We start from the raw sequence: 22946 nt of genomic DNA on the forward strand, positions 1-22946 counted from the left end.
GTTGCTGATTGAATCGAAACGGCTCTAGGGCGGCGGTGCCGCGCCGGGAGACTCCTCGGCCTGTGCCGGCAGGTCCGCCGTGATCGCCGGAGGCTCCGCTGCCGGCGTGGCGGCCTGGGCCGGTGCTTCGGGCGCGGGATCGGCGGCCTGCCCGGCTAGTGCGGGTGCTGTCTGCGAGGGCGCCGCCGCCCGATGTCCCATCGTTTCCACCAGCCAGCGGGCCATCTCGGCGTACAGCGGCATCTCGGTGACCAGCACGCGGTCGTGCGTGCCGCCGTCCACTTCCAGCCAGCGCTTGTCCTTGCTGGCCAGCGCGTCGAACAGGACTCGTCCGCGCTCCGCCGGGATCAGCGGATCGCGCGTGCCGTGCACCACCAGCGTCGGAATCCGGACCTGCGTCGCCCAGGCGCGCGGCTGCGCCTCGGCGATGTCGACGGTGCCGCGCGCGCGGTCGATGCGGTCGAGCAGGCGGCGGAACAGCGGCGCCAGCGGGCCCAGGGTGCGGCGCAGCTGGCGGTCCACCACCTCGCCCAGCACATCGAAGCTGCTGACCACCACCAGGCTGCTCCAGCGGCGCGGTTCGGCGCTGGCGGCGCGCACGGCGAAGGCGCCGCCCATCGACATGCCCCACAGCGCCGCCGGCTCGCGCGGCAACTCAAACTGCTTCCGCAGGTCGTCCAGCACGCGCCCCGGCAACTCCGCCTCGCCGGGCGCGGCGCCGAAGCCGCTGCGCGCGATGCCGCTGTCGCCGTGCGCCGGCAGGTCGGGGATGGCGCAGCGGAAACCCGCGGCGACGAAGCGCTCCGCCACCGGCAGCAGGTCTTCCTTGCGGCCGTTGCGCCCGTGCAGCAGCACGACGATGCCGCGCGCGCTGCCATAGGGCGGCAGTGCCAGGTCGGCGCTGGCGAGCTGCTGGCGCAGCAGCATGCCGCGCCGTCCGGGGGCGGCGTCTTCGGCCGGTTCCACCAGCAGGCAGGGCGTGAGGCCGTCCATGCAGCCGTGGCTGCGGATGCGCAGGCCATGGCCGCGCGGGTCGGCGAGGGTCGCCAGGTGATGCGATTCCAGCGCCTTGCGCGCCGGCGAGAACAGGGTCTTCGATTGCAGCCAGGCGGAGGCCGCGAACAGCAGGGCCAGGAATGCGACGACGGCAGGGCCCCGGCGCAACAGTTTCCTGAGGGCCGGGTGCATCAGGCTACGTGGCCTCGAACACGCCTTCGATCTCCACCTCGAGATCGCGGCGGCAGATTTCGCCGTGCAGCACCGACAGCGGCAGCGGCGTGCCGAGCAGGGCCTCGGCCTGGGCCTGCAGCGCCGGCGCCTGCGCGGCGTCGCGCACGTAGAGGCGCAGCGCGCGCGACTGCCACTGCAGCGCGGGTTCGCCGGCGAAATGCTGCTGCCGCGCATGCGCCAGCAGCGCATGCAGGTTGGCCACGGTCTCGCGCAGCTGCGCCGGTGCATCGTAGGGATGCTGCGTGGCATGGCCGACGACGCTGGCGGTGCCCGACACCAGCAGCAAGCGGCCGAGCAGCGTGGCGCGCGCGAAGCTGGGCGCGCGCGGGCTGTACTCGCGCGGGTAGCGATAGGCGCTGACCTGGCGCGGGTTTTCCACCGGCAGGCCCGGCTGGCGGCCGGCGAGGAAGCCGATCTGCAGGCCTGGCACGAAGCTGCCGATCACGGTCGCAGCCGGCAGCTGCCGCTCGAAGCCGGGCGTGGCGATGGCCTCGAAGCGGCCGACGCAGAAGCGCCGGTAACGCTCCTCGTCGCCGTCGCCGCCGGTGACCTCGTGGAAGTAGTTCCACAGGCGCAGCGGGTGCGGGTAGCCGCGCTCGCGCAGCAGCTGCAGCAGGCGCCCGTAGGCGAGGTAGCCGGCGCGTTCCATGTCCACGGTCTGCGACTCGGGCAGGCTCAGCAGGCCGAACAGGTAGTCGCCGCTGCGGCGCAGCTGCAGGCCGTGCTCGGCCGGCAGGGTCTCGGCGCCGGCGCCGCCCAGCCAGTCCTCGGCCGGGCTGCCGCCGAGCAGCTGCAGCGGAAAGCGGAAGCGCTCGCCGCCGCCGCCCGCCTCGCGGCCGAACTCCAGGCGCGCGAGCAGTTCCGCCGGGGGGGCGGCGGGCAGCAGGATCGGGTGGGGGCTGACGGGGGGCATGGCAGTGATCACGCGGAAAATGCGTGATAAATTATAAGATGAATTTGTAAAAGCGAATAATTTATGCGGAAGGCCATTCCGGGGCGCTAAAGATACCGGCGCTTCCGGAAGATATACAGCAGGCCCAGGCCTATTCCGAGCAGTGCCAGCAGCATCGCCTCGAAGCCGTAGTGCCAGCTGGCGCCAGGGATATGCTCGAAGTTCATGCCGTAAATGCCGGTGATCAGGGTAAGCGGGAAGAAGATCGCCGACAGCACGGTCAGGAACTGCATGATGCGGTTGTTGCGGCCGGTGACGATGGCGAAGTGCAGCTGCACCGCCGCCTCGATATCGCGTTCCTGCCCCGCGGCATGGTGCAGCACGCGGTTGACGTGCTCCACCAGGTCCTTGATCTTGATCTCCTCGTGCGGTGTGCAGTCGAGGAAGGAGTTGCGCCGCCAGGAGTCCAGCGCCTCCAGCTGGCTCTCCGCCAGCGACTCCATCTCGCGCACCACGCGGCGGCCGCGCAACAGCGCGCGCCAGTCGCTCATGCGGTTGTCGGGGTCCAGCAACTCGTCCTGCAGCAGCGTGAAGCGCTGGTCCAGCGGATCGCGGATCTTCAGGTAGCGGTCCACCATGGTGTCGAGCACGGTGTGCGCCAGGCTCAATATCGACTCGGGGTTCTTCAGGCGCCCCTCGTGGATGCGCTGCTGCACGATATGGAAGCTGACGTTGTCCTCGGCGCGGATCGTGATCAGCACGCGGCGGAACATGAAGAAGGCGGCGGTGCGGGTCTCGATCGGGAAGGGATCGTCGTTGGGTCCCAGGCCCTGGAACACCAGCATGTCGTATTCCGAGGTGCCGTCGAAGAACGACGGGTGGTAGGGACTCATGCTGTCCTTGACGTGCTGCGGCTCGATCGCCACGCCCACCAGCGGCTCCGCCCAGCATTCCCAGCCCTCGGCCTCGTCGCGCAGGAAGTCGAACCAGACCAGGCCGGTCTCCGGGATGTCCGCGCCCTTGGGCAGCAGCCTGGCGGGTTCGCCGTTGTTGAAGTGGAAAATCTGCATGCCTGCAAAATAACAGGACGAGAGCGTGCAGTCAGCGTCCCCATCTTGTCGCGAGTCCCACAGGGACTCGCGACAGGGTCAGTGTCCCGACATCGGCTTCACCAGCCCCCGCTCCTCCTCGCCGAACAGCACCTCCAGGTACTCCTCCTGCGCCCGCAGCCCCCGCTCGATCAGCCGCTCGCGGCCCCCGGGCACCAGGCGATGGGCAAGATGCCAGCCCAGCCGCGGCGCGAACGTCAGCACCGGGTACCAGGGCAGCACGCCGCGCGGCAGGCCCAGGGCCTGCATGCCGCGGGCACCGAGGAAGGCGCGCTCGATCGACAGGTGCAGGGCGCGGTTCCAGCGCCCCTGCAGCCAGGGCAGGCGGCGGTACTTGCGCTGCAGCGGTTCGTCCATCAGCGGCCGGCCGAGCTGGCGGCTGCTTTCGTCCGGCGGCGCCTGCGCCAGCAGGTTCCGGTACAGCGCGATGCGGCCGGCCTGCTCCTCGTCGCCCAGCCAGCGCTCGTCCAGGCCCAGCAGCCAGCCGATGGTTTTCCACAGGTGCATCGCGGCGCGGCCCTCGCCTGCGCTCAGCGGCACGCCCAGCAGGCGCTGGCCGAACAGGAAGATCACGCTGAAGGTGAGATAGGTCGCATGCATGTCGCCCTGGTTCACGGGCAAACCCAGCTGCGCCGCGTCCCATTCCGGGTGGCGCTGCAGGTGGCGCCGCACCATGGCGTGGATCAAACGGACTTGTAGCGTGCCGCGCCAGCCCGCCGCGCCGCGCTCCATGCCGCCGGGGCGGGTGGCGTCGATCCACCATTTGGTGGTCTCGGCCAGGCGCCGCTGCGCGCCCTTCTGCAGCGCGCCAGTCAGCACCAGCGTGCGGTTGATGGCGCTGGCCTGGTAGCCCGCCATCAGCCCGAAGTCGCGCAGCACGCGCATGCCGGTGAGCCCGGAGATGCCGCAGACGCGCGCCCCCTCGGCCAGCAGCCGCGGATCGACCCAGGCCGGCCGCGCCTCCACTTCGGCGAAGAAGCGCCGCAATGGTGCCGGCGAGTCGGGAGTGACTCCCTGCTCCAGCGCGCGGTCGAACAGCGGCTTGGTCTTGCCCAGGCCCTCGGCGGCCATCCAGTCCACCAGGCGGTCCATCGCCGGGTCGCCCTGGTTCCAGGACTCGCCGATGGCCTGCCACTGCGCCGCGTCCGGCTCGGGATTGCCGCGGATCAGCCAGCGCAGCGGGCCGGCCATGCGGCGGCCGGTCTGCAGATCGGCGCCGTGGCGGCGCGGGATGGCGGGACGGGCGGAGCCTTCGGCCATGACGGAACCCCTGGTTTGCCGCGGAGCGGCGGGTAGGACTACCCTATTGCGAGTAGTTGCTCGCATTCAACTCGCATCGGGAGGGGTGATGAGGAAGCGGCCGGCGCAGCAGCGCTCGCGCGACATGGTGGCCACCCTGCTGGATGCGGCGGCGCGGGTGGTCGTGGAGCGCGGCCTGGACAACCTCACCACCAACCACGTCGCCGAGGCGGCCGGCGTCAGCATCGGCTCGCTGTACCAGTATTTCGACGACAAGGACGCGCTGATCGAGGCGCTGATGCAGCGCCACACGGCGGAGTTGCTGGTGGTGGTGGACGGGCGCCTGCGCGAGCTGATCGACGCCGATGCGCGCGCGATCACGCGCGGCATCCTGGAAGCAGTGTTCGACGTGGTGGAGAACGACCCCTGCCGGCGCGAGCTGGTGCGCCACTGGGATCGCCTGCGCACCCGCAGCACCCTGCGCGCGCTGGAGCAGCACATGACCGAGGCCTGCCGCATGTACGTGATGCGGCACCACGAGCAGTACCGCGTGGAGAACCTGCCGGCGGCGCTGTTCGTGGGGATCAACTCGCTGCACTACACCGTGGCGCACTACCTGAGCCTGGAGAACCCGGTGCTGCGGCGTGCCGAGGTGATCGGCGCGCTCAGCGACATGCTCGCGGCCTACCTGCTGAGCGGTGAAACGAAGAAGGCCGCCCGGAGGCGGCCTTCTTCGTCACGCGTGAAGCAATCCTAGGCGAGCAGCTCTTCGATCGCCTCGCGCTCTTCGCGCAGTTCCTTCTCGGTGATGTCCATGCGGCTCTGCGAGAACTCGTCCACGCTCAGGCCCTGCACGATCTCGTACTGGCCGTCCTTGCAGATGCAGGGGTAGCCATAGACGATGCCCGGCTTGACGCCGTAGCTGCCGTCGGAGGGCACGCCCATCGAGACCCACTTGCCGTTGGAGCCCAGGGCCCAGTCGTGCATGTGGTCGACGGCGGCCGAGGCGGCCGAGGCGGCGGACGACAGGCCGCGCGCCTTGATGATGGCGGCGCCGCGCTGCTGCACGACCGGGATGAAGTCCTTCTCGACCCAGGCCTGGTCGACCAGCGACCGGGCCGGCTTGCCGCCGATCAGGGTGTGGCTGATGTCCGGGTACTGCGTGGAGCTGTGGTTGCCCCAGATGATGACCTTCTCGATGTTGTTGCCGTGCACGCCGGTCTTGGTGGCGAGCTGGCTGACGGCGCGGTTGTGGTCCAGGCGCACCATGGCGTGGATCTGCTTCGGATCCAGGCCGTTCTTGGCAGCGGCGGTGGCCGCGATCAGGGCATTGGTGTTGGCCGGGTTGCCGACGACCAGCGCGCGCACGTCCTTCGAGGCCTTGGCCGCCAGGGCCTTGCCCTGCGGGCCGAAGATGCCGCCGTTGGCGGTCAGCAGGTCCTTGCGCTCCATGCCGGGGCCGCGCGGACGGGCGCCGACCAGCAGGGCGTAATCCGTGCCTTCGAAGCCCGACATCGGGTCGGAGTGGATTTCGACGCTGTGCACCAGCGGGAAGGCGCAGTCATCGACCTCCATCACCGTGCCCTTGAGCTTCTCCAGCACTTCCGGCACCGGCACTTCGAGCAGCTGCAGGATGACCGGCTGGTCCGGGCCCAGCAGCGAGCCGGAGGCGACGCGGAAGATGAGCGAATAGGCAATCTGGCCAGCGGCGCCGGTAATGGCGACCTTGACGGGCTTTTTCATCGGGAAACTCCCTGAGTTCAGGACGGGGCGGGGCAAAGGGGCCGCAATTTTAGCCGTTTTCGGCCGGCGCGGGCTCTCCCCGCCAAAACCCCGGTCCGGGTCCCCGAAAACCCGCCGGATTCTCTGCTAAAGCCAGCGCGCGCCGATGGCCTTGAGCACGGCGTGGGTGCGGTCGCGGGCGTCGAGCTTCTGCAGGATGTCGGTGATGTGGTTCTTCACCGTGCCATCGGAAATCAGCAGGGAGCGGGCGATCTCCTTGTTGGAATAGCCCCCCGCCACCAGCCGCAGGATCGAGACCTCGCGCGGGCTCAGCCGGGCCCCGGTGGGGCCTGTGCCGGCCGGCGCCTCTCCGGCGCCCGGCAGGGCCACCGGCTCGAACAGGGTGTCGCCGCGCGCCAGGCGCTGGATCGCCGCCTTCAGGGTTTCGGGGGAGGCGTCCTTGAGCAGGAAGCCCTGGGCGCCGGCGGCGGCCGCGGCGCGCAGCAGGCCGGGGTCGTCGAAGGTGGTCAGCAGCAGCACCGGGGTGACGTCGCCCTGCTCGCGCAGCAGTCGCGTGACCTCGATGCCGGAACGCCGCGGCATGCGGATGTCGCTGACGACCACGTCCACCGGTCGCCGCCGCAACGCCGCCAGCAGGGCGTCGCCGTCCTCGGCCTCGATCAGGATGTCGACGCCGCCAAGCTTCTCCAGCAGGGCGCGCAGGCCGCTGCGGACCAGCGCCTGGTCATCCGCCAGCGCGATCGTCGGCATGCAGGCGCTTCCTCACGATGCAGAATTGGGCCGGCTGGAACAGCGGCGCGCCGGCCTCCGCCGGCAACCCGGCCGGCCGCTCCAGGCCCGGCAGGATCGCGCGCAGCCACAGGCCACCGGACCCACCGCGGCGCAGTTCCAGCTCGCCGCCGACCCCGGCCAGGCGTTCGCGCATGCCGCGGATGCCGTTGCCCTCGGGCCGGGCGCCCTGCCAGCCGCGGCCGTCGTCCTCCACCTCCAGCACCAGCCCGGCCGGCTCGAAGCCCAGGCGCAGCCGCACGGTCCAGGCGCCGCTGTGGCGCAGCACGTTGGTCATCGCCTCCTGGGCGCAACGCAGCAGGGCGTCGGCGCTGCGCATGTCCGCGATGCGCAGACCCGGTTCGATCTCGAAGGCCACCCGCGGTCGCGGCAGCCCCGGGTCCAGGGCGCGCAGGGCGCCGGGCAGGTCCACGCCTTCCTCGGCGCGCAGTGCCGAGACCACGCCGCGGATGTCGGTCAGCAACTCGTCGGCCAGGCGCAGGCTCTCCTCCAGTGCCGGGGAGCGGCGCCACAGCTCGCGGCGGTGCAGCGCCAGCTGCATCTTCAGCGCGGTGAGCTTGTGGCCGGCGACGTCGTGCAGTTCGCGCGACAGGCGCAGACGCTCGTCGGCGCGCGCGCCCTCGTCCAGCAGCTGTCGCGTCGCCATCAGCTCGGCGTTGATGCGCACCGCGGTCAGGCCCAGGGCCTGCAGGCGCACGGCGAACATCGCGCCCACCGCCGCAAAAGCCTGGAAGCCGCACCACGCCAGCAGCAGCACCAGGCCCATCAGGCTGTCGTGCTGCTGCGTCAGCAGCAGCGCCAGCATGAAGTCGGCAGCCAGCAGCAGTGTCGCGACCTGTTGCCTGGCATACACCAGCCCCAGCTGGCCGGCGACGATCACCAGCAGCGCCGGCACGAAATCGTTCTGTTCCATGCCCCAGCAGGCCACGAGTGCGCAGCCCAGCTGCGCCAGTATCAGTTGGCGCCGCAGCGACAGCGGACCCTCGCGATCGTCCACCAGCGCACGCGCGAGATACAGCAGCAGGAAAGCCCCCAGGCTCCCCAGGCCGACCAGCAACGGCAGGCCCGCGGCTCCGCCGGCCGGGTACTTGGCTACGGAATACACCGCAATCGCCGCCCAGGTGGCATAGGACCCGAGGTTGATCGGGTTGAGCACTCCCGCGCCGGGGGTGCGATGCAGGGAAACGGCGGGCAGGGTCATGAATGGAGTATAGGAGCGGCCCCGTCGCCAAAGGGAGTGAGTTTCGTCACCCCCGCGGGCGGCGTTTTCTCACCTGCCAGGGCAAGCGGGTGCTGCGGATCATGGGGCCACATCAACGGAGCGCCCCCAATGCCCAGAACCCAGCATCTCGCCCTCGCCCTCGCCCTGCCGCTGCTGCTGCTGCTGATGCTGATGAACCCGGCGCAGGCCGCCGCGCAGGAGCTGCAGCTCAGCAACCTGCGGCCCGCGGGCACGGTGCGGGTGGAGGTCTATGCCGACGCCGAGAGCTGGCGTCGCGGCCGCAACCCGGTGGCCAGCCGGCTTGTGCCGGTTCGCAACGTCACCCAGCGCCTGCGTCTCGAAGGATTGCCGGAGGGGCGCTATGCCATCCGCGCGATGCAGGCGGCGGACAGCGCAGGAGGTTGCCGCTGGCCGCCTGCGGTGGCCATGGCGCGGCGCGGCTACAGCCGTCTCCCGCTGGCACGCCGCGCACCGCCACCCTTCGAGCGCGCGGCGGTGGAGCTGCGCGAAGGCCAGGCCGTGTCGCTGCGACTCAACCTCAGCGACGACTGAACAGGCTCTAGCCCAGCACCTGCCGCGGCGGGGTCTGCAGGACCTTGCGCAGCGACAGCCAGCCCATGCCCGCCACCAGCAGCGTGCCGGCGCCGGCGCCGATGAACCACAGCGACGGGCGCAGGCCGTAGGGGATGTCGAAGACACCCTGTGCCAGCACCTGCGCGACGCCCTGCGCGACGATTGCCGCGACCAGGCCGGCGAGCAGGCCCAGCAGCGCGTACTCCGCCAGCAGGCCGCGCGCGATGGTGCCGCTGCGCGCGCCCAGCGTGCGCAGCAGCGCGGTCTCGCGCACGCGCTCGGCGCGCGTGCCTTCGATCGCCGCCAGCAGCACGGTGAGCCCCGCCAGCAGCGTGAACAGGAAGATGAACTCCACCGCGCGCACCACGCGGTCGACGATGCCGCGCACCTGCTTCATCGCCGCCTCGATGTCGAGCACGGTGACGTTGGGGAAGGCCGCGACCAGTTCGCGCAGCAGCGCGCGCTGGTCCGCCGGCAGGAAGAAGCTGCCGATGTACTGGCCGTTGACGTCGCTGATCACGCCCGGCGGTACCAGCAGGAAGAAGTTGGGGCGGAAGCTGCCCCAGTCCACCTTGCGGAAACTGCGCACCGTCAGCTCCACCGGCGTGCCGGCGAAATCCAGCGTCATGCGGTCGCCGAGCTTCAGGCCGAGCCGCTCGATGGCGTATTCGTCGGCCGACAGCCAGGGCTTGCCGCGACCGCCCTCGCCCCACCATTCGCCCTGCAGCAGGCGGTTGTCGTCGCCCAGCGACGTGCTCCACGACAGGTTGAAGTCGCGGTTGATCCAGCGCTGCGTCTCCGGGTCCTGGAAGGAATCCGCCGTCACCGGCTGGCCGTTGAGCGCGGTCAGGCGCGCGCGTGCCATCGGCCACAGCTGCAGGTCGGGGTAGCCGCGCTCGGCGAAGAACTGCTGCAGCGCTTCGCGCTGCGCCGGCTGGATATTGATCAGGAACTGGTTCGGCGTATCCGGCGGCAGGCGGTCCTGCCAGCTCGCCAGCAGGTCCTGGCGCACCACGGACACCAGCAGCAGCGCCAGCAGGGCCAGGCCCAGCGCCACCACCTGCGCCACGCTGGCGCCGCGGCGCCGCGCGATGTTGCCCAGGCCAAAGCGCCAGGAGCTGCCGACCGCGCGCTTGAGCGGCGACAGCGCCAGCACCAGCAGCCAGGCCAGCAGCGCCAGCAGGGCCAGGGCGATGGCGGCGCCGCCCAGCACCGCTGCCGCCAGCTTGGGGTCGCCGGTCTGCAGCCACAGCAGCGCCATCACCGTCAGGCTTGCCGCCAGCCAGATGCCCCAGGTCAGCGCCGAGCCCTCGGCATTGCGCTGGAACACCCGCATCGGCGGCACGGTGCGCGCCTGCAGCAGCGGCGGCGCGGCGAAGCCCAGCAGCACCAGCAGGCCGAGACCCCAGGCCAGCAGCAGCGGCTGCAGCGAGGGCGCCGGCAGGGCGATCTGCAGCAGTTCGGCGAGCAGGCGCGCCACCACTTCCTGTGCCGCCAGGCCGAGCAGGGCGCCGGCGAGGCCCCCGACCAGGCCCAGCAGCAGAAGGTTGAGCAACAGGGCGCGGCCGAGGAAACCGTTGCGCGCGCCCAGGCACTTGAGCAGGGCGACCTCGTCACGCAGCTTGGCGCCGTGCTGGTGTGCGCACAGCGCCACCGCCGCTGCCGCCAGCAGCGTTGCCGCCAGCACGGCGATGTCGAGGAACTGGCCGGCGCGGGACAGGGCGTTCCTGATTTCCGGTCGCGCATCCTGCGGCGCGATGCGGCGCACGCCGGCGGGCAGCGTCATCGTGCGCAGCGGCTCCAGCGACTTCGATTCTCCTGCGGCCATCAGCGTGTACTGCGCGCGGGCGCCGGGGCCGGTGAGGCCGGTGGCGGCGAGGTCGGCGTGGTTGATCATCAACCTTGGTGCGAGATCGGAGAAGCCGTTGCCGCGGTCGGGCTCGCTTTCCAGTACGGCGACGATGCGGAAATGCGAACTGCCGGCCTGCACGATGGCGCCGGCCTGCAGGCCCAGTTCCTGCCACAGCCGCGCATCGGCCCAGGCTTCGCCGGATGCGGGGATGCCGCGGGTGACTTGTGCCGGGCCGAAGGGCAGCTCGGCGAGGCGCAGTTCGCCGCGCAGCGGGTAGTCCTTCTGCACGGCCTTGATCGAGGCCAGGGCGGTGGACTCGCCGTTGAGCACGACGCTGGGGAATTGCGTGAAGCCGCTGCTGCGGGCGCCGCTGGCGGTCACTTTCTCCAGCAGGGGGTCGGGCAGCGGGTTGCGTGAGCTGAACAGCAGGTCGGCGCCGAGCGTGTCGCCGGTCTGGTTGTCGATGGCGCTGCGGACGCGGTCGGTGAACAGGCCGACGGCGGAAAGCGCCGCGACGGCGACGGCGAGGGCCAGGGTGAGGATCAGCAACTCACCGCTTTTCCAGCCGCGGCGCAGGCGACGCAGGGCGAAGCGCAGGGCGTTCATCGCCGTGCCTCCCTCTCCCCGTTTACGGGGAGAGGGCTAGGGTGAGGGGCGCGGACTTTCAAATAGAAGCCAAAGCGGGGTCGCCGGCGACTACGCCGGTCAGGGATTGTGGATCTTTGATGGGTTATTTCGCCTAAGGGCGAGTTACTTTCTTTGCTTGTGCAAAGAAAGTAACCAAAGAAAGCACACCCCGGATGCGAGCAGCCCCGCTGAAGCGGGGCGACCTGCGCGGTGGTCGTACTTCGGGGTCGGGCAAACAGGCCGTCCATGGCCTGTATGCCCTCAGCCGGACTTCCTGTCCGGCTGACCCCTGTGCTCGACCCCCGCGCAGGTGCTCGCAAACGGGGGCCCGGAACATCAAAAGCATTCGCTTTGCTCACAAAGCCATTGGAAGACACAAGATGGATTTGTTGTTTCCCCTCGCCCGCTTGCGGGAGAGGGGCAGGGGAGAGGGTTTCTGTAAATACTTCCAACACGACCGTACTCACGCCAGGCTCCCCCCCACCAACGTCAACGTCCGCCCACACCGCGCCGCCAGCGCCGGATCATGCGTCACCAGGATCAGCGTGGTGCCATGCGCGCGGTTCATGTCGAACATCAGGTCGATGATCTTCTGGCCGGTGGCGGTGTCGAGGTTGCCGGTGGGTTCGTCGGCGAAGAGGATCTTGGGCTGGCCGGCGAAGGCGCGGGCCAAGGCCACGCGCTGCTGCTCGCCGCCGGAGAGCTGTTGCGGGTAGTGATCGAGGCGTGCGGCGAGGCCGACCTCGCCGAGCGCGCGGCGTGCGCGGGCGGCGGCATCGGGCAGGCCGGCGAGTTCGGCGGGGAGCATGACGTTTTCCAGGGCGGTGAAGCCGGCCAGCAGCTGGAAGGACTGGAACACGAAGCCGACGCGGCCGGCGCGCAGGCCGGCGCGGGCGTCCTCGTCCAGCGTCGCCAGCGACTGGCCGTCGAGTACGATGTCTCCCTCGGTCGGCAGGTCCAGTCCCGCCAGCAGCGACAGCAGCGTGGTCTTGCCGGAGCCGGACTGGCCGACGATGGCCACCGACTCGCCGGCGGAAACTTCGAAGCTGATGCCGGTCAAAATGCTCAGCGGTGCGGCGCCACTCACGACAGTCTTGCGGAGATCCCGGGCAATGACGGCTTTCATGCGATGTGTCTTTCTGGTCTTGTGTCTGTGGGGCGGCCCGGCGGCGGCGCAGGCGCCCAGGATCCTGGTGTTTGGGGACAGTCTCAGCGCGGCCTACGGCATCCAGGCCTCCCAGGGTTGGGCGGCACTGTTGCAGCAGCGACTGCAGCGCGAAGGCTATCCCCACGTGGTGGTCAACGCCAGCGTCAGCGGCGAGACCAGCGCCGGCGGCCTCGCCCGCCTGCCGGCAGCACTGGGACAGCACAAGCCGGCGATCGTTCTGCTGGAGCTGGGCGCCAACGACGGCCTGCGCGCCCTGCCGGTGAAGGCCATGCGCGGCAACCTGGAGCGCATGCTGCAGCTCAGCCGCGACGCCGGTGCCCGGCCGGTACTGTTCGAGATGCGCATCCCGGCCAACTACGGCGCCGCCTACGGCGACAGCTTCCGGGGCGCCTTTACCGAACTGGCACGCAATGCGCATGCCCCTCTGGTGCCGTTCTTCCTGGCCGCGATCGCGCTCGACCCGGGCAATTTCCAGGACGACGGCCTGCACCCGTCCGCCGCGGCCCAGCCGAAGCTGCTGGATGCCGTCTGGCCGACGCTCAAGCCCTTGCTGGCGAAGCCGAAATGAGCGCTGCATCCCGGTTTTGACTTCGCGCGTAAGGACAATGGATACCAGGCAAAACCCAGGCTCCATTCTCCGCATGAAGATCGCAGTCATCGGCTCCGGCATTTCGGGACTCAGCGCCGCCAGTTTCCTCGCGCGCCGCCACGAAGTGACCCTGTACGAGCAGGACAGCCGCCACGGCGGGCATACCAACACGATCCTGGTGCCGGCCCCGACCGGCGAGCAGCCCGTCGATACGGGCTGGATCGTCTACAACGGCATCAACTACCCCAACCTCACTGCCCTGTTCCGCGAACTGGGCGTGAAGACGCGACCGACCAGCATGTCCTTCGGCGTGTCGCTGGGCGACGGCGCCTACGAATGGACCGGGAGCGACCGGCTGTGGACCGTGTTCGCCCAGCCTTCCAACCTGTTCCGCAGGAAGCATCTGCGCATGCTGCTGGACATCCTCAAGCTCAACCGCCATTGCAACGCCCTGCTGCGCAGCGGGCAGCTGCCCGAAGGCTCGCTGGGCGAGTTCCTGGTCGCCGCGGGCTTTTCGCCGGAACTGGGCAGCCGCTACCTGCTGCCGATGGCGGGGCTGATCTGGAGCTGCTCGCCGAAGAAGGCGATGGAATATCCGGCCGCCGATTTCATGCGCTTCTTCGACTCGCATTCGCTGTTCACCGCCACCGGCCAGCCGGTCTGGCATACCGTGGTGGGCGGCTCGCACCAGTACCTGAAGAAGCTGCTGGAAGCCTTCCCCGGCGAGCTGCGCCCCGGGATCCCGGTCACCGCGCTGCGGCGCGGCGCGGCCGGCGTCGAGGTGGTCAGCGCGGCGGGCGTGAAAACCTACGAGCGCGTGGTCTGCGCCACGCATTCCGACCAGGCGCTGGGCCTGCTGGCGGACGCGGCGGCCGACGAGCGCGAAGTGCTGGGTGGCATCCCCTACAACGCCAGCCGCTGCGTGCTGCACACCGACGAGTCCTTCCTGCCCAGGCGCCGCGGCGCCTGGGCGTCGTGGAACTACCTCAACGACCGCGACGAGGTGCACGACCGGCCGATCTCGGGCAGCTACTGGATGAACCTGCTGCAGGGCATCCCGGGGCCGGTGAACTACATCGTGACCCTGAACCCGGAGCGCGAGGTGCCGCGCGACAAGGTCCTGTACGAAACCCTGTACCACCACCCCCACTACGGCGCCGCCAGCGTCATGACCCACGAGCGTCTGCCGGCGATCCAGGGCCGCGGCGGGCTGTGGTTCGCGGGGGCCTGGACCGGCTATGGCTTCCACGAGGACGGCCTGCGTTCCGGCCTGCGGGCGGTGGCCGGCATCGACCGCGACTGCCTGCCGGCCTGGGCCAGCCTTGAAGAAAACCACCGTCCGGCCGCATCCTCAGTACCGGGGCTGCCGGCGACGGTGGCGGGTTAGGGGACGGCAATGGACGCGGATCAGGCCGGCTGGCTGTACCCGGCGCGGGTCATGCACCGGCGGCGCATCGCGCCGCTGTACCGCTTCGTCTACCGCGTGTTCTACCTGCTGGTGGATATCGACCGCCTGGCCGAGCTGCAGCAGCGCCTGCGGTTCTTCTCGCAGGACCGTTTCAACCTGCTGAGCCTGCGCACGCGCGACTACGGCGACGGCCAGGGCCTGCGCCCCTGGGCCGAGGGCCTGCTGCGCGGCCAGGGCATCGAACTGGAGGGCGGGCGCATCCGCCTGCTGACCCTGCCGCGGGTGCTGGGCTGGGCCTTCAATCCGATCTCCATGTGGTACTGCGAGCATCGCGATGGGCGCCTGCGGGCGGTGATCGCCGAGGTTCGCAACACTTTCGGGGAGAAGCACTGCTACCTGCTCGCATCCGCCGACGCGCCGATGACGTATGAGCAGGCATATGAGAAGGACAAGTGCTTCCATGTCTCGCCGTTCCTGGACCGCGCCGGGCGTTACCGTTTCGAGCTGGGCGAGCCCGGCGAGCGCCTGCGGGTGGCGATCCACGAGAGCCGCGACGGGGTGCCGGTGATGGATGCCACGCTGGCCGGCGAGCGCCGTCCGCTGTCGGACGGGGCGCTGCTGCGGCAGGTGCTGGGCATGCCCTGGATGGCGGCCAAGGTGGTGGCCGGCATCCACTGGGAAGCCTTGAAGCTGTGGCTGCGCGGAGCGGGTTACCGGCCCAAGCCGGTGCCGCTGCCGCAGGACGTATCGTGAACAACAACAAGCGACGGGGGCGTTCATGAGCCAGGGACCGGAAGATCGGCGCGAATCGGGCAAGCTGGACGACCCGCTGCAGCGCCTGATGGGGCGTGACGGCTTTTCGCCGGACCTGCCGGCGGCACTGGCGCCGCGCACGGGTGCGCCACGCCCGAGCCTGCGCCTGCAGGTGCTGCTGTACATGCTGCGCGAGCTGCACTACGGCCACCTGGAAGTGAACCTGCCCAACGGCGAGCGTCGCGTCTACCAGGGCAAGGAGCGGCTCGACCTGCGCGGCGTGCTCAACATCCGCAGCGAGAACCTGATGCAGCACGTCATCAGCGGCGGCGAAGTCGGCTTCGGCGAGGCCTATCTCGACGGCTGCTGGGATTCGCCCGATCTCGCGCCGCTGCTGGCGGTGATGTACCTCAACGAGCCGCACTACAAGGGCCCCTTCGAGAAGAACTGGCTGGGCAAGGTCTACGGCTGGTGGCAGCACCGTCGCCACGCCAACACCCGCGCCGGCGCGCGCGAGAACATCCAGTACCACTACGATCTCGGCAACGAGTTCTACAAGATGTGGCTGGACGAGACCATGGCCTACAGCTCGGCCATGTTCATCGAGCCCAACCAGACCCTGCAGGACGCGCAGCTCAACAAGTTCCGGCTGATGTACGAGCGGCTGGAGCTTACGGCGGATCACCACCTGCTGGAGATCGGCTCCGGCTGGGGCGGCTTTGCGATCTACGCCGCGCAGCATTCCGGCTGCCGCGTCACCAGCATCACCCTGTCCGACGAACAGTTGAAAGAGGCGCGTGCGCGTGCCGAGCATGCCGGCGTAGCCGACCGCGTGACGTTCGAGCTGCGCGACTATCGCGACGTGCAGGGCCAGTACGACCGCATCGTCTCCATCGAGATGTACGAGGCCGTGGGCGCCGAGTACTGGCCGGGCTATTTTGCTGCGATCGAGAAGGCCCTGAAACCCGGCGGCCGCGCCGCGATCCAGGGCATCACCATCGACGAGTCGATCTTCCAGCACTACCTGACCAAGCGCGACTTCATCCAGAAGTACATCTTCCCCGGCGGCATGCTGTGCCCGCCGCAGCGCTTCATGGACCTGGCCCGCGCCGCGGGTCTGCAGGCCCGCGAACCGCGCTACTTCGCCCGCGACTACGCCGACACCCTGGCCCACTGGCACCGCAACGTGCTGGCGGCGCGCGAAAAGGTGGTGGAGCAGTTCGACGAGCGCTTCCTGCGCATGTGGCGCTACTATCTCGCCTATTGCGAATGCGGTTTTCGTGTCGACCGCATCGACCTGATGCAGGTGACGCTGGAAAAGGGGTAGGGATGAGTACGAGGGGCGGTTTGTTCCTGTGGTCGCTGGTGGTACTGGCCGGCCTGATCGGCGTTTCCACCTGGGCCACCGGCATCGTCAGCATCGTGCCCGCGATCCAGGACCTGGTGGACAACCCCGCCGCGGGCTACAACCCCTGGACCATCGCCACCCTGTTCGACGCCTATTTCGGCTTCCTCTGGTTCTGGCTCTGGGTGGCCTACCGCGAGCGCAGCGTGGTGGCCCGCATCGCCTGGCTGCCGGTGATCCTGCTGCTCGGCAACATCGGCATGGCCAGCTACATGCTCAAGGTCCTGTGGTCGCTGCCGCCGGGTGCCGGCGCGCGTGAAGTGCTGCTGCGGCCCGAAGGCGCATGAGCGAGGAAGGCTGGCGTGCCCGCCTCAAGCGGGTGGTGGTCGCGCAGCTGACGCAGGGGGTGACGCCGAAGCGCGTCGCCTTCACGCTGGCGCTGGGGGCGCTGCTCAGTGTTTTTCCGGTCTTCGGTGCGACCACCGCGTTGTGCGCGCTCGCCGCCTGGCTGTTGCGCCTGAACCAGCCGCTGATGCAGCTGCTCAATGCCGTGCTGGCGCCGGTGCATCTTCTGCTGCTGTATCCCTACTACCGCGCCGGAGAACACCTCTTCGGCCGCGAGCCGGCACCGCTGCTGGCGGTGACCGAGCTGGCCGAGCGTTTCGCCGCCAGCCCGAAACAGTTCGTGCTGGACTACGGCATGGTCGCGGTGGGCGGCATGGTGGTGTGGCTGATCAGCGCGCTGGTGGTGATCCCGCTGCTGTATGCGGCGCTGCGGCCGGTGGTGGAGGCGGCGGCAAGGGGTGTGAAGGCGGGCCGGGGAAAGGTGCGCGGCACCACGGCCGGCTAGGGCCTGTTAACACTACCGCGATCGCTGCGACCTCGCTCCTACCTTGGCAGTAGGGTGCGCATCGCGCACGCGGTGGTTCCGGCCACCTTCAATGGTGCGCGGTGCGCACCCTACGGGCAGTCGCTACTCGCCGGCCTGCTTTTGCGCCTCACGCTGCGCATCGACCTCTTTGGTCCCCGGCACCATGATGCGTGCCGCGACGATGCCCACCTCGAACAGCAGGTAGACCGGGATCGCCAGCATCAGCTGCGAGATCACGTCGGGCGGGGTGAAGATCGCGCCGAGGACGAAGGCCCCGACCAGCACGTACTCGCGGTTGTCGGTGAGCTGCTTGGGCGTGACGAAGCCGGTCTTGACCAGCAGCACCAGCGCCACCGGTGTCTCGAAGGCCAGGCCGAAGGCGACGAAGATCGTCAGCACGAAGTCCAGGTATTTGCTGATGTCGGTCATCACCGTGACGCCTTCCGGCGCGGCGTTGACGGTGAAGTGGAATACCGTGGGCAGCACCAGGAAGTAGGCGAAGGCGATGCCGGAGTAGAACAGCAGGGTGCTGGAGGCCATCAGCGGCGCCACCAGGCGGCGCTCGTTCTTGTACAGGCCGGGGGCGACGAAACCCCAGATCTGCCACAGCACCCAGGGCATCGCCAGCACGAAGCCCAGCACGGCGGCGAACTTGATCGGGGTGAAGAACGGCGAGGCCACTTCGGTAGCGATCATCGTCGCGCCCGGCGACAGCGACTTCAGCATCGGGCGCGCCAGCAGGGCGTAGATGTCCTTGGCAACGAAGATCAGCGGCAGGATCACGACCAGCACGCCGATAAGCGCATGCATCAGCCGCTGGCGCAGCTCCAGCAGGTGTGCGATCAGCGGCTGTTCGGTGTCCTGGGGGCCTTCTATCTGCTCGGTCATGGCCGCGGATCGCTGTCCTTGGCCAGCTTCTCGAGCTCGGCCTTGGACTCCTGGCCATCCTTGAGCAGCTTCTCGACCTCGTCCTTGGTGTCCTGGCCGTCCTTGAGCAGCTTGCCGACGCTGGCCTTGGCTTCCTGGGCCTGCTCGGACAGCAGCTTCTGCGCTTCCTCGACCTGCTTCTTGAGCTCCATCAGGCGCGTCTCACGGTCCAGTTCGGTGGTGAGATTGCGCATGTAGACCTTGGCCTGGCCGCTCCAGCGGCCGAGGGTGCGGGCGAGCTTGGGCAGGCGCTCGGGGCCGAGCACCACCAGGGCGACGATGAAGCAGACCAGCAGCTCGGAAAAGCCGACGTCAAACATGGATCAGTCCCGCAGGCGGGGCTTCAGACCTTGTTCTGCTCGGAGTTGGTGCTGCTGTTCTGCTTCTGCTGGTCGGCGAGCTGCTCCGGGGTCTTGGCTGCGCCCTCCTCGCCTTCCTTCATGGCCGACTTGAAGTTCTTGATCGCGCCGCCGAGATCGCCACCGGCGTTGCGCAGCTTCTTGGTGCCGAAGATGACCAGGACGATGGCCAGGACGATGAGCCAGTGCCAGATGCTGAAAGAACCCATGTTGCTATCCTCGTGAGTCTATTTGCTGCGGGCGGCCTTCTCGGCCAGCCCGGATTGCCCGAAACGCCGGGCCAGTTCGTCGGTCAGCGCGGTCAGGGGCAGGTCCTTGTGCGCCATCAGCACCAGGCTGTGGAACCACAGGTCTGCCAGCTCATAGACCATGGCGCCGTTGTCCGGGTTCTTGGCCGCGATGATGGTTTCCGCCGCTTCCTCGCCGAGCTTCTTGAGGATGACGTCGGTGCCCTTGGCGTAGAGGCCGGCAATGTACGAACCCTGTGGATCCGCGGACTTGCGGGCTTCCAGGGTGGCATACAGCTGGGTCAATACGTCGCCGGGGTTCATCAGGTTAACCATACAGGGTTGCAGGGTGACGACAGTGTACCCCCCGTCGCCTAGACGCGAACCCTGACGCCCTTGTCTGCCAGATACTTCTTGGCTTCGCCCACGGTGTAGGTGCCCTGGTGGAAGATGCTGGCGGCCAGCACGGCGTCGGCGCCGCCGGCGACGAAGCCCTGGTGGAGGTGTTCCAGGTCGCCGACGCCGCCGGAGGCGATCAGCGGCACGCTGACGGCGGCGGAGATGGCGCGCAGCAGTTCGTTGTCGTAACCGCTCTTGGTGCCGTCGCGGTCGATGCTGGTGACCAGCAGTTCACCGGCGCCCTTGCGCACCATGGTCTTGGCCCACTCGATGGCGTCCAGGCCGGTGGCGCGGCGGCCGCCATGGGTGAAGACCTCCCAGCGCGGCGGTTCCTTCTTCTTGCTGACGCGCTTGGCATCGATCGCCACGACGATGCACTGCACGCCGTAGCGGTCGCCGGCCTCGGTGACGAAGTCCGGGTTTTCGACCGCGGAGGTGTTGATGCTGACCTTGTCGGCGCCGGCCGACAGCAGGGCGCGCACGTCGGCGCAGCTGCGCACGCCGCCGCCCACGGTCAGGGGGATGTAGATCTGGCGCGCCACCGCTTCCACGGTCTGGAACAGGGTGGGGCGGTCGTCGACGCTGGCGGTGATGTCGAGGAACACCAGTTCGTCGGCGCCCTGGGCGTCGTACTTGCGTGCCACTTCGACCGGGTCGCCGGCGTCCTGCACGTCCTCGAACTTGATGCCCTTGACCACGCGCCCGCGGTCGATATCGAGGCAGGGAATGATGCGTTTCGCGAGCATGGGACTTACAGCCTGTGGATCGTGAGGGACTTAGCCGCGGGCAACCTTGACGGCGTCCGCGAGCTTGAGCGTGCCCTCGTAGAGCGCGCGGCCGATGATGGCGCCGGCGACACCCTCGCCCTCGATCTCCTTGAGGCGGTGGATGTCGTCGATGGTGCTGACGCCGCCGCTGGCGAAGACCGGGGTCTTGATCGCTGCGGCGAGGTTGCGGGTGGCCTGGGCGTTGAAGCCCTGCATCATGCCGTCGCGGCCGATGTCGGTGTAGATGATCGCCTCGACGCCGTCGCGCTCGCAGTGCACCGCGGTCTCGATGACGTCATGGCCGGTGATCTTGGTCCAGCCGTTGAGCGCGACGCGGCCGTCCTTGGCGTCCAGCCCCACGATGATGTGGCGCGGGAACTCCAGGCAGAGGTCGTGCAGGAAGTGCGGCGTGTTCACGGCCTTGGTGCCGATGATCACGTACTGCACGCCGGCGTTGAGGTAGCGCTGCACGGTTTCCTCGTCGCGGATGCCGCCGCCGATCTGGACGGGGATGCTGATCGCCGCGGCGATCTGCTCCACCACCTTGATGTTGACCGGCTCGCCCTTGATGGCGCCGTCGAGGTCGACGAGATGCAGGCGCTCGGCGCCTTCGTCGACCCAACGCTGGGCCATGGCCACAGGGTCATCGGAGAAGACGGTGACGTCGTCCATTCGGCCCTGGCGCAAACGCACGCACTTGCCGCCCTTGAGATCAATCGCAGGAATCAACAGCATGAGCTGTGAGAACCATCAGTTGGGATAGCGAGGAAGGGAGACCGGAGTGGGTCGTATTTCGGCTTGCGGCCTGGTTCGGTGTGGAAAAACTCTGCACCATTAACCTGCCGCGTGCAAGCCGCGTCTATGGGGTGTCCATGAAGTGCTCAGGGATCCCATTGAACAAAGTTGGCCAGCAGCGTCATTCCGGCGTTCTGGGACTTCTCCGGATGAAACTGGAAAGCGACCAGGTTGTCTCGCGCCAGGGCGGAGGCAAAGGTCTTGGTGTAGTCGGTCGTGCCCAGCACGTGGTCCGGGTTGGCCGGTTCCGCATGGTAGCTGTGCACGAAATAGAACCAGGTGTCGTCCGGGATGCCTTCCCAGAGCGGGTGCTTGCGCGTCTGGCGCACGCGGTTCCAGCCCATATGGGGGACTTTCAGGCGGTCGATGCCGCCGTCTTCCGGGGGGTCGGGGAAGCGCGTGACCTTGCCGGTGAACAGGCCCAGGGCCGGGACGCCGCCGTTTTCGTCGCTCCACTCCAGCATCACCTGCATGCCCAGGCAGATGCCGAGCATCGGCTTCCTGCGCGCCGCCTCGATCACCATCTGGTTCAGTTCCAGGCGCTGCAACTCGCGCATGCATTCGCGCACGCCGCCGACGCCGGGCAGCACCAGGCGGTCGCACTTGAGCAGCACTTCCGGGTCATAGCTGGTGACCACGCGGGTCCCGCCGGCGACGCGCTCCAGCGCCTTGCCGAGCGAGTGCAGGTTGCCCATGCCGTAATCGATGATGCCGACGGACGCCATGCTTGGACTTACAGACTGCCCTTGGTGGACGGCATCACGTCGCCCAGACGCGCGTCGCGCTCCACGGCCATGCGCAGGGCGCGGCCGAAAGCCTTGAACACGGTCTCGATGATGTGGTGCGCGTTGCGGCCGCGCAGGTTGTCGATGTGCAGCGTCACCTTGGCGTGGTTGACGAAGCCCTGGAAGAACTCGCGGAACAGGTCCACGTCGAACTCGCCGATGCGCGCGCGCGGGAACTCGATGCCGTATTCCAGGCCCGGGCGGCCCGACAGGTCCACCACCACGCGCGACAGCGCCTCGTCCAGCGGGACGTAGGAGTGGCCGTAGCGGAAGATGCCCTTCTTGTCGCCCACCGCCTGGTCGAAGGCCTGGCCGAGGGTGATGCCGATGTCCTCGACGGTGTGGTGATCGTCGATGTGCCGGTCGCCGGTGGCTTCCACGACGAGGTCGATCAGCCCGTGGCGGGCGACCTGGTCGAGCATGTGATCCAGGAAGGGAACGCCGGTCTGGAAGCGGGACTGGCCGCTCCCGTCGAGGTTCACTTCTACTCGGATCTGGGTCTCGCGCGTGTCGCGCGTGACGCTGGCTTTGCGTGCGTTCATTGACGCCGGCTGGCGATAAGGGGCGACAAGGATACCCCGCAGTGCAGCAAAAACCAAAGCCCAGGCTCAAGCCCCTGGGGCAAGGGGCTGGGGTGATCAAAAAGCCGGCAGTCCGCAAATGAACGCAAAGAACGCAAATAGAAGCCGGACGTTGCCGCGGCTATGGCGCATTCTGTTGATCCATTTGCGTCCATTTGCGTTCATTTGCGGACCGATCACTGTTTCTAGCTTTCCAGCCAGAAAGTGACTGGCCCGTCGTTGACCAGGGCCACCTTCATGTCGGCGCCGAAGCGGCCGCAGGCCACCTCGGGGTGCTGGTGGCGGGCGCGGTGCACCAGCCAGGCGAACAGGTCGCGCGCCATGTCCGGCGGGGCGGCGGTGGAGAAGCCGGCGCGGGTGCCGCTGCGGGTGTCGGCCGCCAGGGTGAACTGCGAGACCATCAGCAGGCCGCCGCCGGTGTCGCGCAGCGAGCGGTTCATGCGGCCCTGTTCGTCCTCGAACACGCGGTAGCCCAGCAGGCGCTCCAGCAGGCGTTCGCCACGGGCCTCGGTGTCGTCGGGCTGCACCCCGACCAGCACCAGCAGGCCCGGGCCGATGCGGCCGATGACCTGGCCTTCCACCGTGACCGAGGCCTCGCTGACGCGCTGCAGCAGTCCGATCATTGCGGGCTCTCCGGGGGCTGGGACAGGCTATGGCGCCCATTCTAGGGCCGAGGGCCGCCCCCGGGGCTGCAAG

General features: G+C 68.9%; 26 protein-coding genes. 8 read left to right on the forward strand and 18 right to left on the reverse strand.

Annotated elements, in window-relative coordinates; all coding sequences use genetic code 11:
• Nucleotides 1–24: 24 nt before the first annotated feature.
• The 4 genes from D0B54_RS00390 to D0B54_RS00400 form a co-directional block, all read right to left on the reverse strand.
• Complete coding sequence (locus tag D0B54_RS00390; RefSeq protein WP_162932097.1) at nucleotides 25–1164, reverse strand: alpha/beta hydrolase; 1140 nt, start codon at nucleotides 1162–1164, stop codon at nucleotides 25–27.
• Between the two features lie 28 nt (nucleotides 1165–1192).
• Nucleotides 1193–2143: a chorismate transformation enzyme, FkbO/Hyg5 family gene (locus D0B54_RS24045; protein WP_162932098.1), complete on the reverse strand. Its 951-nt coding sequence runs from the start codon at nucleotides 2141–2143 to the stop codon at nucleotides 1193–1195.
• An 86-nt stretch (nucleotides 2144–2229) separates the two neighbouring features.
• Nucleotides 2230–3192 (reverse strand): magnesium transporter CorA family protein, encoded by a 963-nt coding sequence (locus tag D0B54_RS00395; RefSeq protein WP_117288235.1) that lies wholly within the window; start codon nucleotides 3190–3192, stop codon nucleotides 2230–2232.
• 78 nt (nucleotides 3193–3270) lie between these two features.
• The gene (locus tag D0B54_RS00400) at nucleotides 3271–4491 is read right to left on the reverse strand and encodes an oxygenase MpaB family protein (RefSeq protein WP_117288236.1); all 1221 of its coding nucleotides are present in this window, start codon (nucleotides 4489–4491) and stop codon (nucleotides 3271–3273) included.
• An 88-nt stretch (nucleotides 4492–4579) separates the two neighbouring features.
• On the opposite strand from D0B54_RS00400, the gene D0B54_RS00405 reads away from it, so the two are divergent.
• Entirely contained in the window at nucleotides 4580–5227 is a 648-nt protein-coding gene (locus tag D0B54_RS00405; RefSeq protein ID WP_162932099.1) for a TetR/AcrR family transcriptional regulator, read from the forward strand.
• On the opposite strand, the gene D0B54_RS00410 is transcribed toward D0B54_RS00405, so the two are convergent.
• From D0B54_RS00410 to D0B54_RS00420, 3 genes are all read right to left on the reverse strand, one after another.
• Nucleotides 5224–6213 (reverse strand): malate dehydrogenase, encoded by a 990-nt coding sequence (locus tag D0B54_RS00410; RefSeq protein ID WP_117288237.1) that lies wholly within the window; start codon nucleotides 6211–6213, stop codon nucleotides 5224–5226. The genes D0B54_RS00405 and D0B54_RS00410 overlap by 4 nt on opposite strands.
• A 126-nt stretch (nucleotides 6214–6339) precedes the next feature.
• Nucleotides 6340–6963: a response regulator transcription factor gene (locus tag D0B54_RS00415; RefSeq protein ID WP_117288238.1), complete on the reverse strand. Its 624-nt coding sequence runs from the start codon at nucleotides 6961–6963 to the stop codon at nucleotides 6340–6342.
• Complete coding sequence (locus D0B54_RS00420; protein ID WP_117288239.1) at nucleotides 6938–8203, reverse strand: sensor histidine kinase; 1266 nt, start codon at nucleotides 8201–8203, stop codon at nucleotides 6938–6940. The genes D0B54_RS00415 and D0B54_RS00420 overlap by 26 nt, the downstream gene beginning before the upstream one ends.
• Before the next feature lie 129 nt (nucleotides 8204–8332).
• On the opposite strand from D0B54_RS00420, the gene D0B54_RS00425 reads away from it, so the two are divergent.
• Nucleotides 8333–8776, forward strand: coding sequence for a DUF2141 domain-containing protein (locus D0B54_RS00425; protein WP_162932100.1), 444 nt, complete (start codon nucleotides 8333–8335; stop codon nucleotides 8774–8776).
• A 7-nt stretch (nucleotides 8777–8783) separates the two neighbouring features.
• Here the strand turns inward: D0B54_RS00425 and D0B54_RS00430 are convergent, their stop codons facing one another.
• Nucleotides 8784–11255 carry an ABC transporter permease gene (locus D0B54_RS00430; RefSeq protein ID WP_117288241.1) on the reverse strand — a complete coding sequence of 824 codons (2472 nt, stop codon included), beginning with the start codon at nucleotides 11253–11255 and terminating at the stop codon, nucleotides 8784–8786.
• A 484-nt stretch (nucleotides 11256–11739) separates the two neighbouring features.
• Nucleotides 11740–12402 (reverse strand): ABC transporter ATP-binding protein, encoded by a 663-nt coding sequence (locus tag D0B54_RS00435; RefSeq protein ID WP_117288242.1) that lies wholly within the window; start codon nucleotides 12400–12402, stop codon nucleotides 11740–11742.
• 67 nt (nucleotides 12403–12469) lie between these two features.
• On the opposite strand from D0B54_RS00435, the gene D0B54_RS00440 reads away from it, so the two are divergent.
• The 6 genes from D0B54_RS00440 (at nucleotide 12470) to D0B54_RS00465 (ending at nucleotide 17389) form a co-directional block, all read left to right on the forward strand.
• Nucleotides 12470–13012 carry an arylesterase gene (locus D0B54_RS00440; RefSeq protein ID WP_240433512.1) on the forward strand — a complete coding sequence of 181 codons (543 nt, stop codon included), beginning with the start codon at nucleotides 12470–12472 and terminating at the stop codon, nucleotides 13010–13012.
• 73 nt (nucleotides 13013–13085) lie between these two features.
• The gene (locus D0B54_RS00445) at nucleotides 13086–14420 is read left to right on the forward strand and encodes an NAD(P)/FAD-dependent oxidoreductase (protein WP_117288244.1); all 1335 of its coding nucleotides are present in this window, start codon (nucleotides 13086–13088) and stop codon (nucleotides 14418–14420) included.
• Between the two features lie 9 nt (nucleotides 14421–14429).
• Nucleotides 14430–15194 (forward strand): DUF1365 domain-containing protein, encoded by a 765-nt coding sequence (locus D0B54_RS00450; RefSeq protein ID WP_117288245.1) that lies wholly within the window; start codon nucleotides 14430–14432, stop codon nucleotides 15192–15194.
• A 25-nt stretch (nucleotides 15195–15219) separates the two neighbouring features.
• A complete protein-coding gene (locus D0B54_RS00455) occupies nucleotides 15220–16521 on the forward strand; it encodes an SAM-dependent methyltransferase (RefSeq protein WP_240433513.1) in 1302 nt (433 codons plus the stop codon).
• A 2-nt stretch (nucleotides 16522–16523) separates the two neighbouring features.
• Nucleotides 16524–16886: a DUF1475 family protein gene (locus D0B54_RS00460; protein WP_162932101.1), complete on the forward strand. Its 363-nt coding sequence runs from the start codon at nucleotides 16524–16526 to the stop codon at nucleotides 16884–16886.
• On the forward strand, nucleotides 16883–17389 hold the full coding sequence (locus tag D0B54_RS00465) for a DUF2062 domain-containing protein (protein WP_117288247.1): 507 nt from the start codon (nucleotides 16883–16885) through the stop codon (nucleotides 17387–17389). Before D0B54_RS00460 ends, D0B54_RS00465 begins: the two co-directional genes overlap by 4 nt.
• A gap of 123 nt (nucleotides 17390–17512) precedes the next feature.
• On the opposite strand, the gene tatC is transcribed toward D0B54_RS00465, so the two are convergent.
• The 9 genes from tatC to dtd form a co-directional block, all read right to left on the reverse strand.
• A complete protein-coding gene (gene tatC, locus D0B54_RS00470) occupies nucleotides 17513–18298 on the reverse strand; it encodes a twin-arginine translocase subunit TatC (RefSeq protein WP_205527232.1) in 786 nt (261 codons plus the stop codon).
• Nucleotides 18295–18657, reverse strand: coding sequence for a Sec-independent protein translocase protein TatB (gene tatB / locus D0B54_RS00475; protein WP_117288248.1), 363 nt, complete (start codon nucleotides 18655–18657; stop codon nucleotides 18295–18297). Before tatB ends, tatC begins: the two co-directional genes overlap by 4 nt.
• Before the next feature lie 23 nt (nucleotides 18658–18680).
• Nucleotides 18681–18905, reverse strand: a complete 225-nt coding sequence (gene tatA, locus D0B54_RS00480) for a Sec-independent protein translocase subunit TatA (protein ID WP_117288249.1) — start codon at nucleotides 18903–18905, stop codon at nucleotides 18681–18683.
• Between the two features lie 18 nt (nucleotides 18906–18923).
• Entirely contained in the window at nucleotides 18924–19247 is a 324-nt protein-coding gene (locus tag D0B54_RS00485; protein WP_117294934.1) for a phosphoribosyl-ATP diphosphatase, read from the reverse strand.
• A 50-nt stretch (nucleotides 19248–19297) separates the two neighbouring features.
• Nucleotides 19298–20068 (reverse strand): imidazole glycerol phosphate synthase subunit HisF, encoded by a 771-nt coding sequence (gene hisF, locus D0B54_RS00490; protein ID WP_117288250.1) that lies wholly within the window; start codon nucleotides 20066–20068, stop codon nucleotides 19298–19300.
• A gap of 30 nt (nucleotides 20069–20098) precedes the next feature.
• Complete coding sequence (gene hisA, locus D0B54_RS00495) at nucleotides 20099–20824, reverse strand: 1-(5-phosphoribosyl)-5-[(5-phosphoribosylamino)methylideneamino]imidazole-4-carboxamide isomerase (protein WP_117288251.1); 726 nt, start codon at nucleotides 20822–20824, stop codon at nucleotides 20099–20101.
• A 146-nt stretch (nucleotides 20825–20970) separates the two neighbouring features.
• On the reverse strand, nucleotides 20971–21609 hold the full coding sequence (hisH, locus tag D0B54_RS00500; protein ID WP_117288252.1) for an imidazole glycerol phosphate synthase subunit HisH: 639 nt from the start codon (nucleotides 21607–21609) through the stop codon (nucleotides 20971–20973).
• An 8-nt stretch (nucleotides 21610–21617) separates the two neighbouring features.
• Nucleotides 21618–22211 (reverse strand): imidazoleglycerol-phosphate dehydratase HisB, encoded by a 594-nt coding sequence (gene hisB / locus D0B54_RS00505; RefSeq protein WP_117288253.1) that lies wholly within the window; start codon nucleotides 22209–22211, stop codon nucleotides 21618–21620.
• A gap of 224 nt (nucleotides 22212–22435) precedes the next feature.
• Nucleotides 22436–22873: a D-aminoacyl-tRNA deacylase gene (dtd, locus tag D0B54_RS00510; protein WP_117288254.1), complete on the reverse strand. Its 438-nt coding sequence runs from the start codon at nucleotides 22871–22873 to the stop codon at nucleotides 22436–22438.
• Nucleotides 22874–22946: the final 73 nt, after the last annotated feature.

Origin of the sequence: Solimonas sp. K1W22B-7 (assembly GCF_003428335.1) — a bacterium.
Taxonomy (GTDB): domain Bacteria; phylum Pseudomonadota; class Gammaproteobacteria; order Nevskiales; family Nevskiaceae; genus Solimonas_A.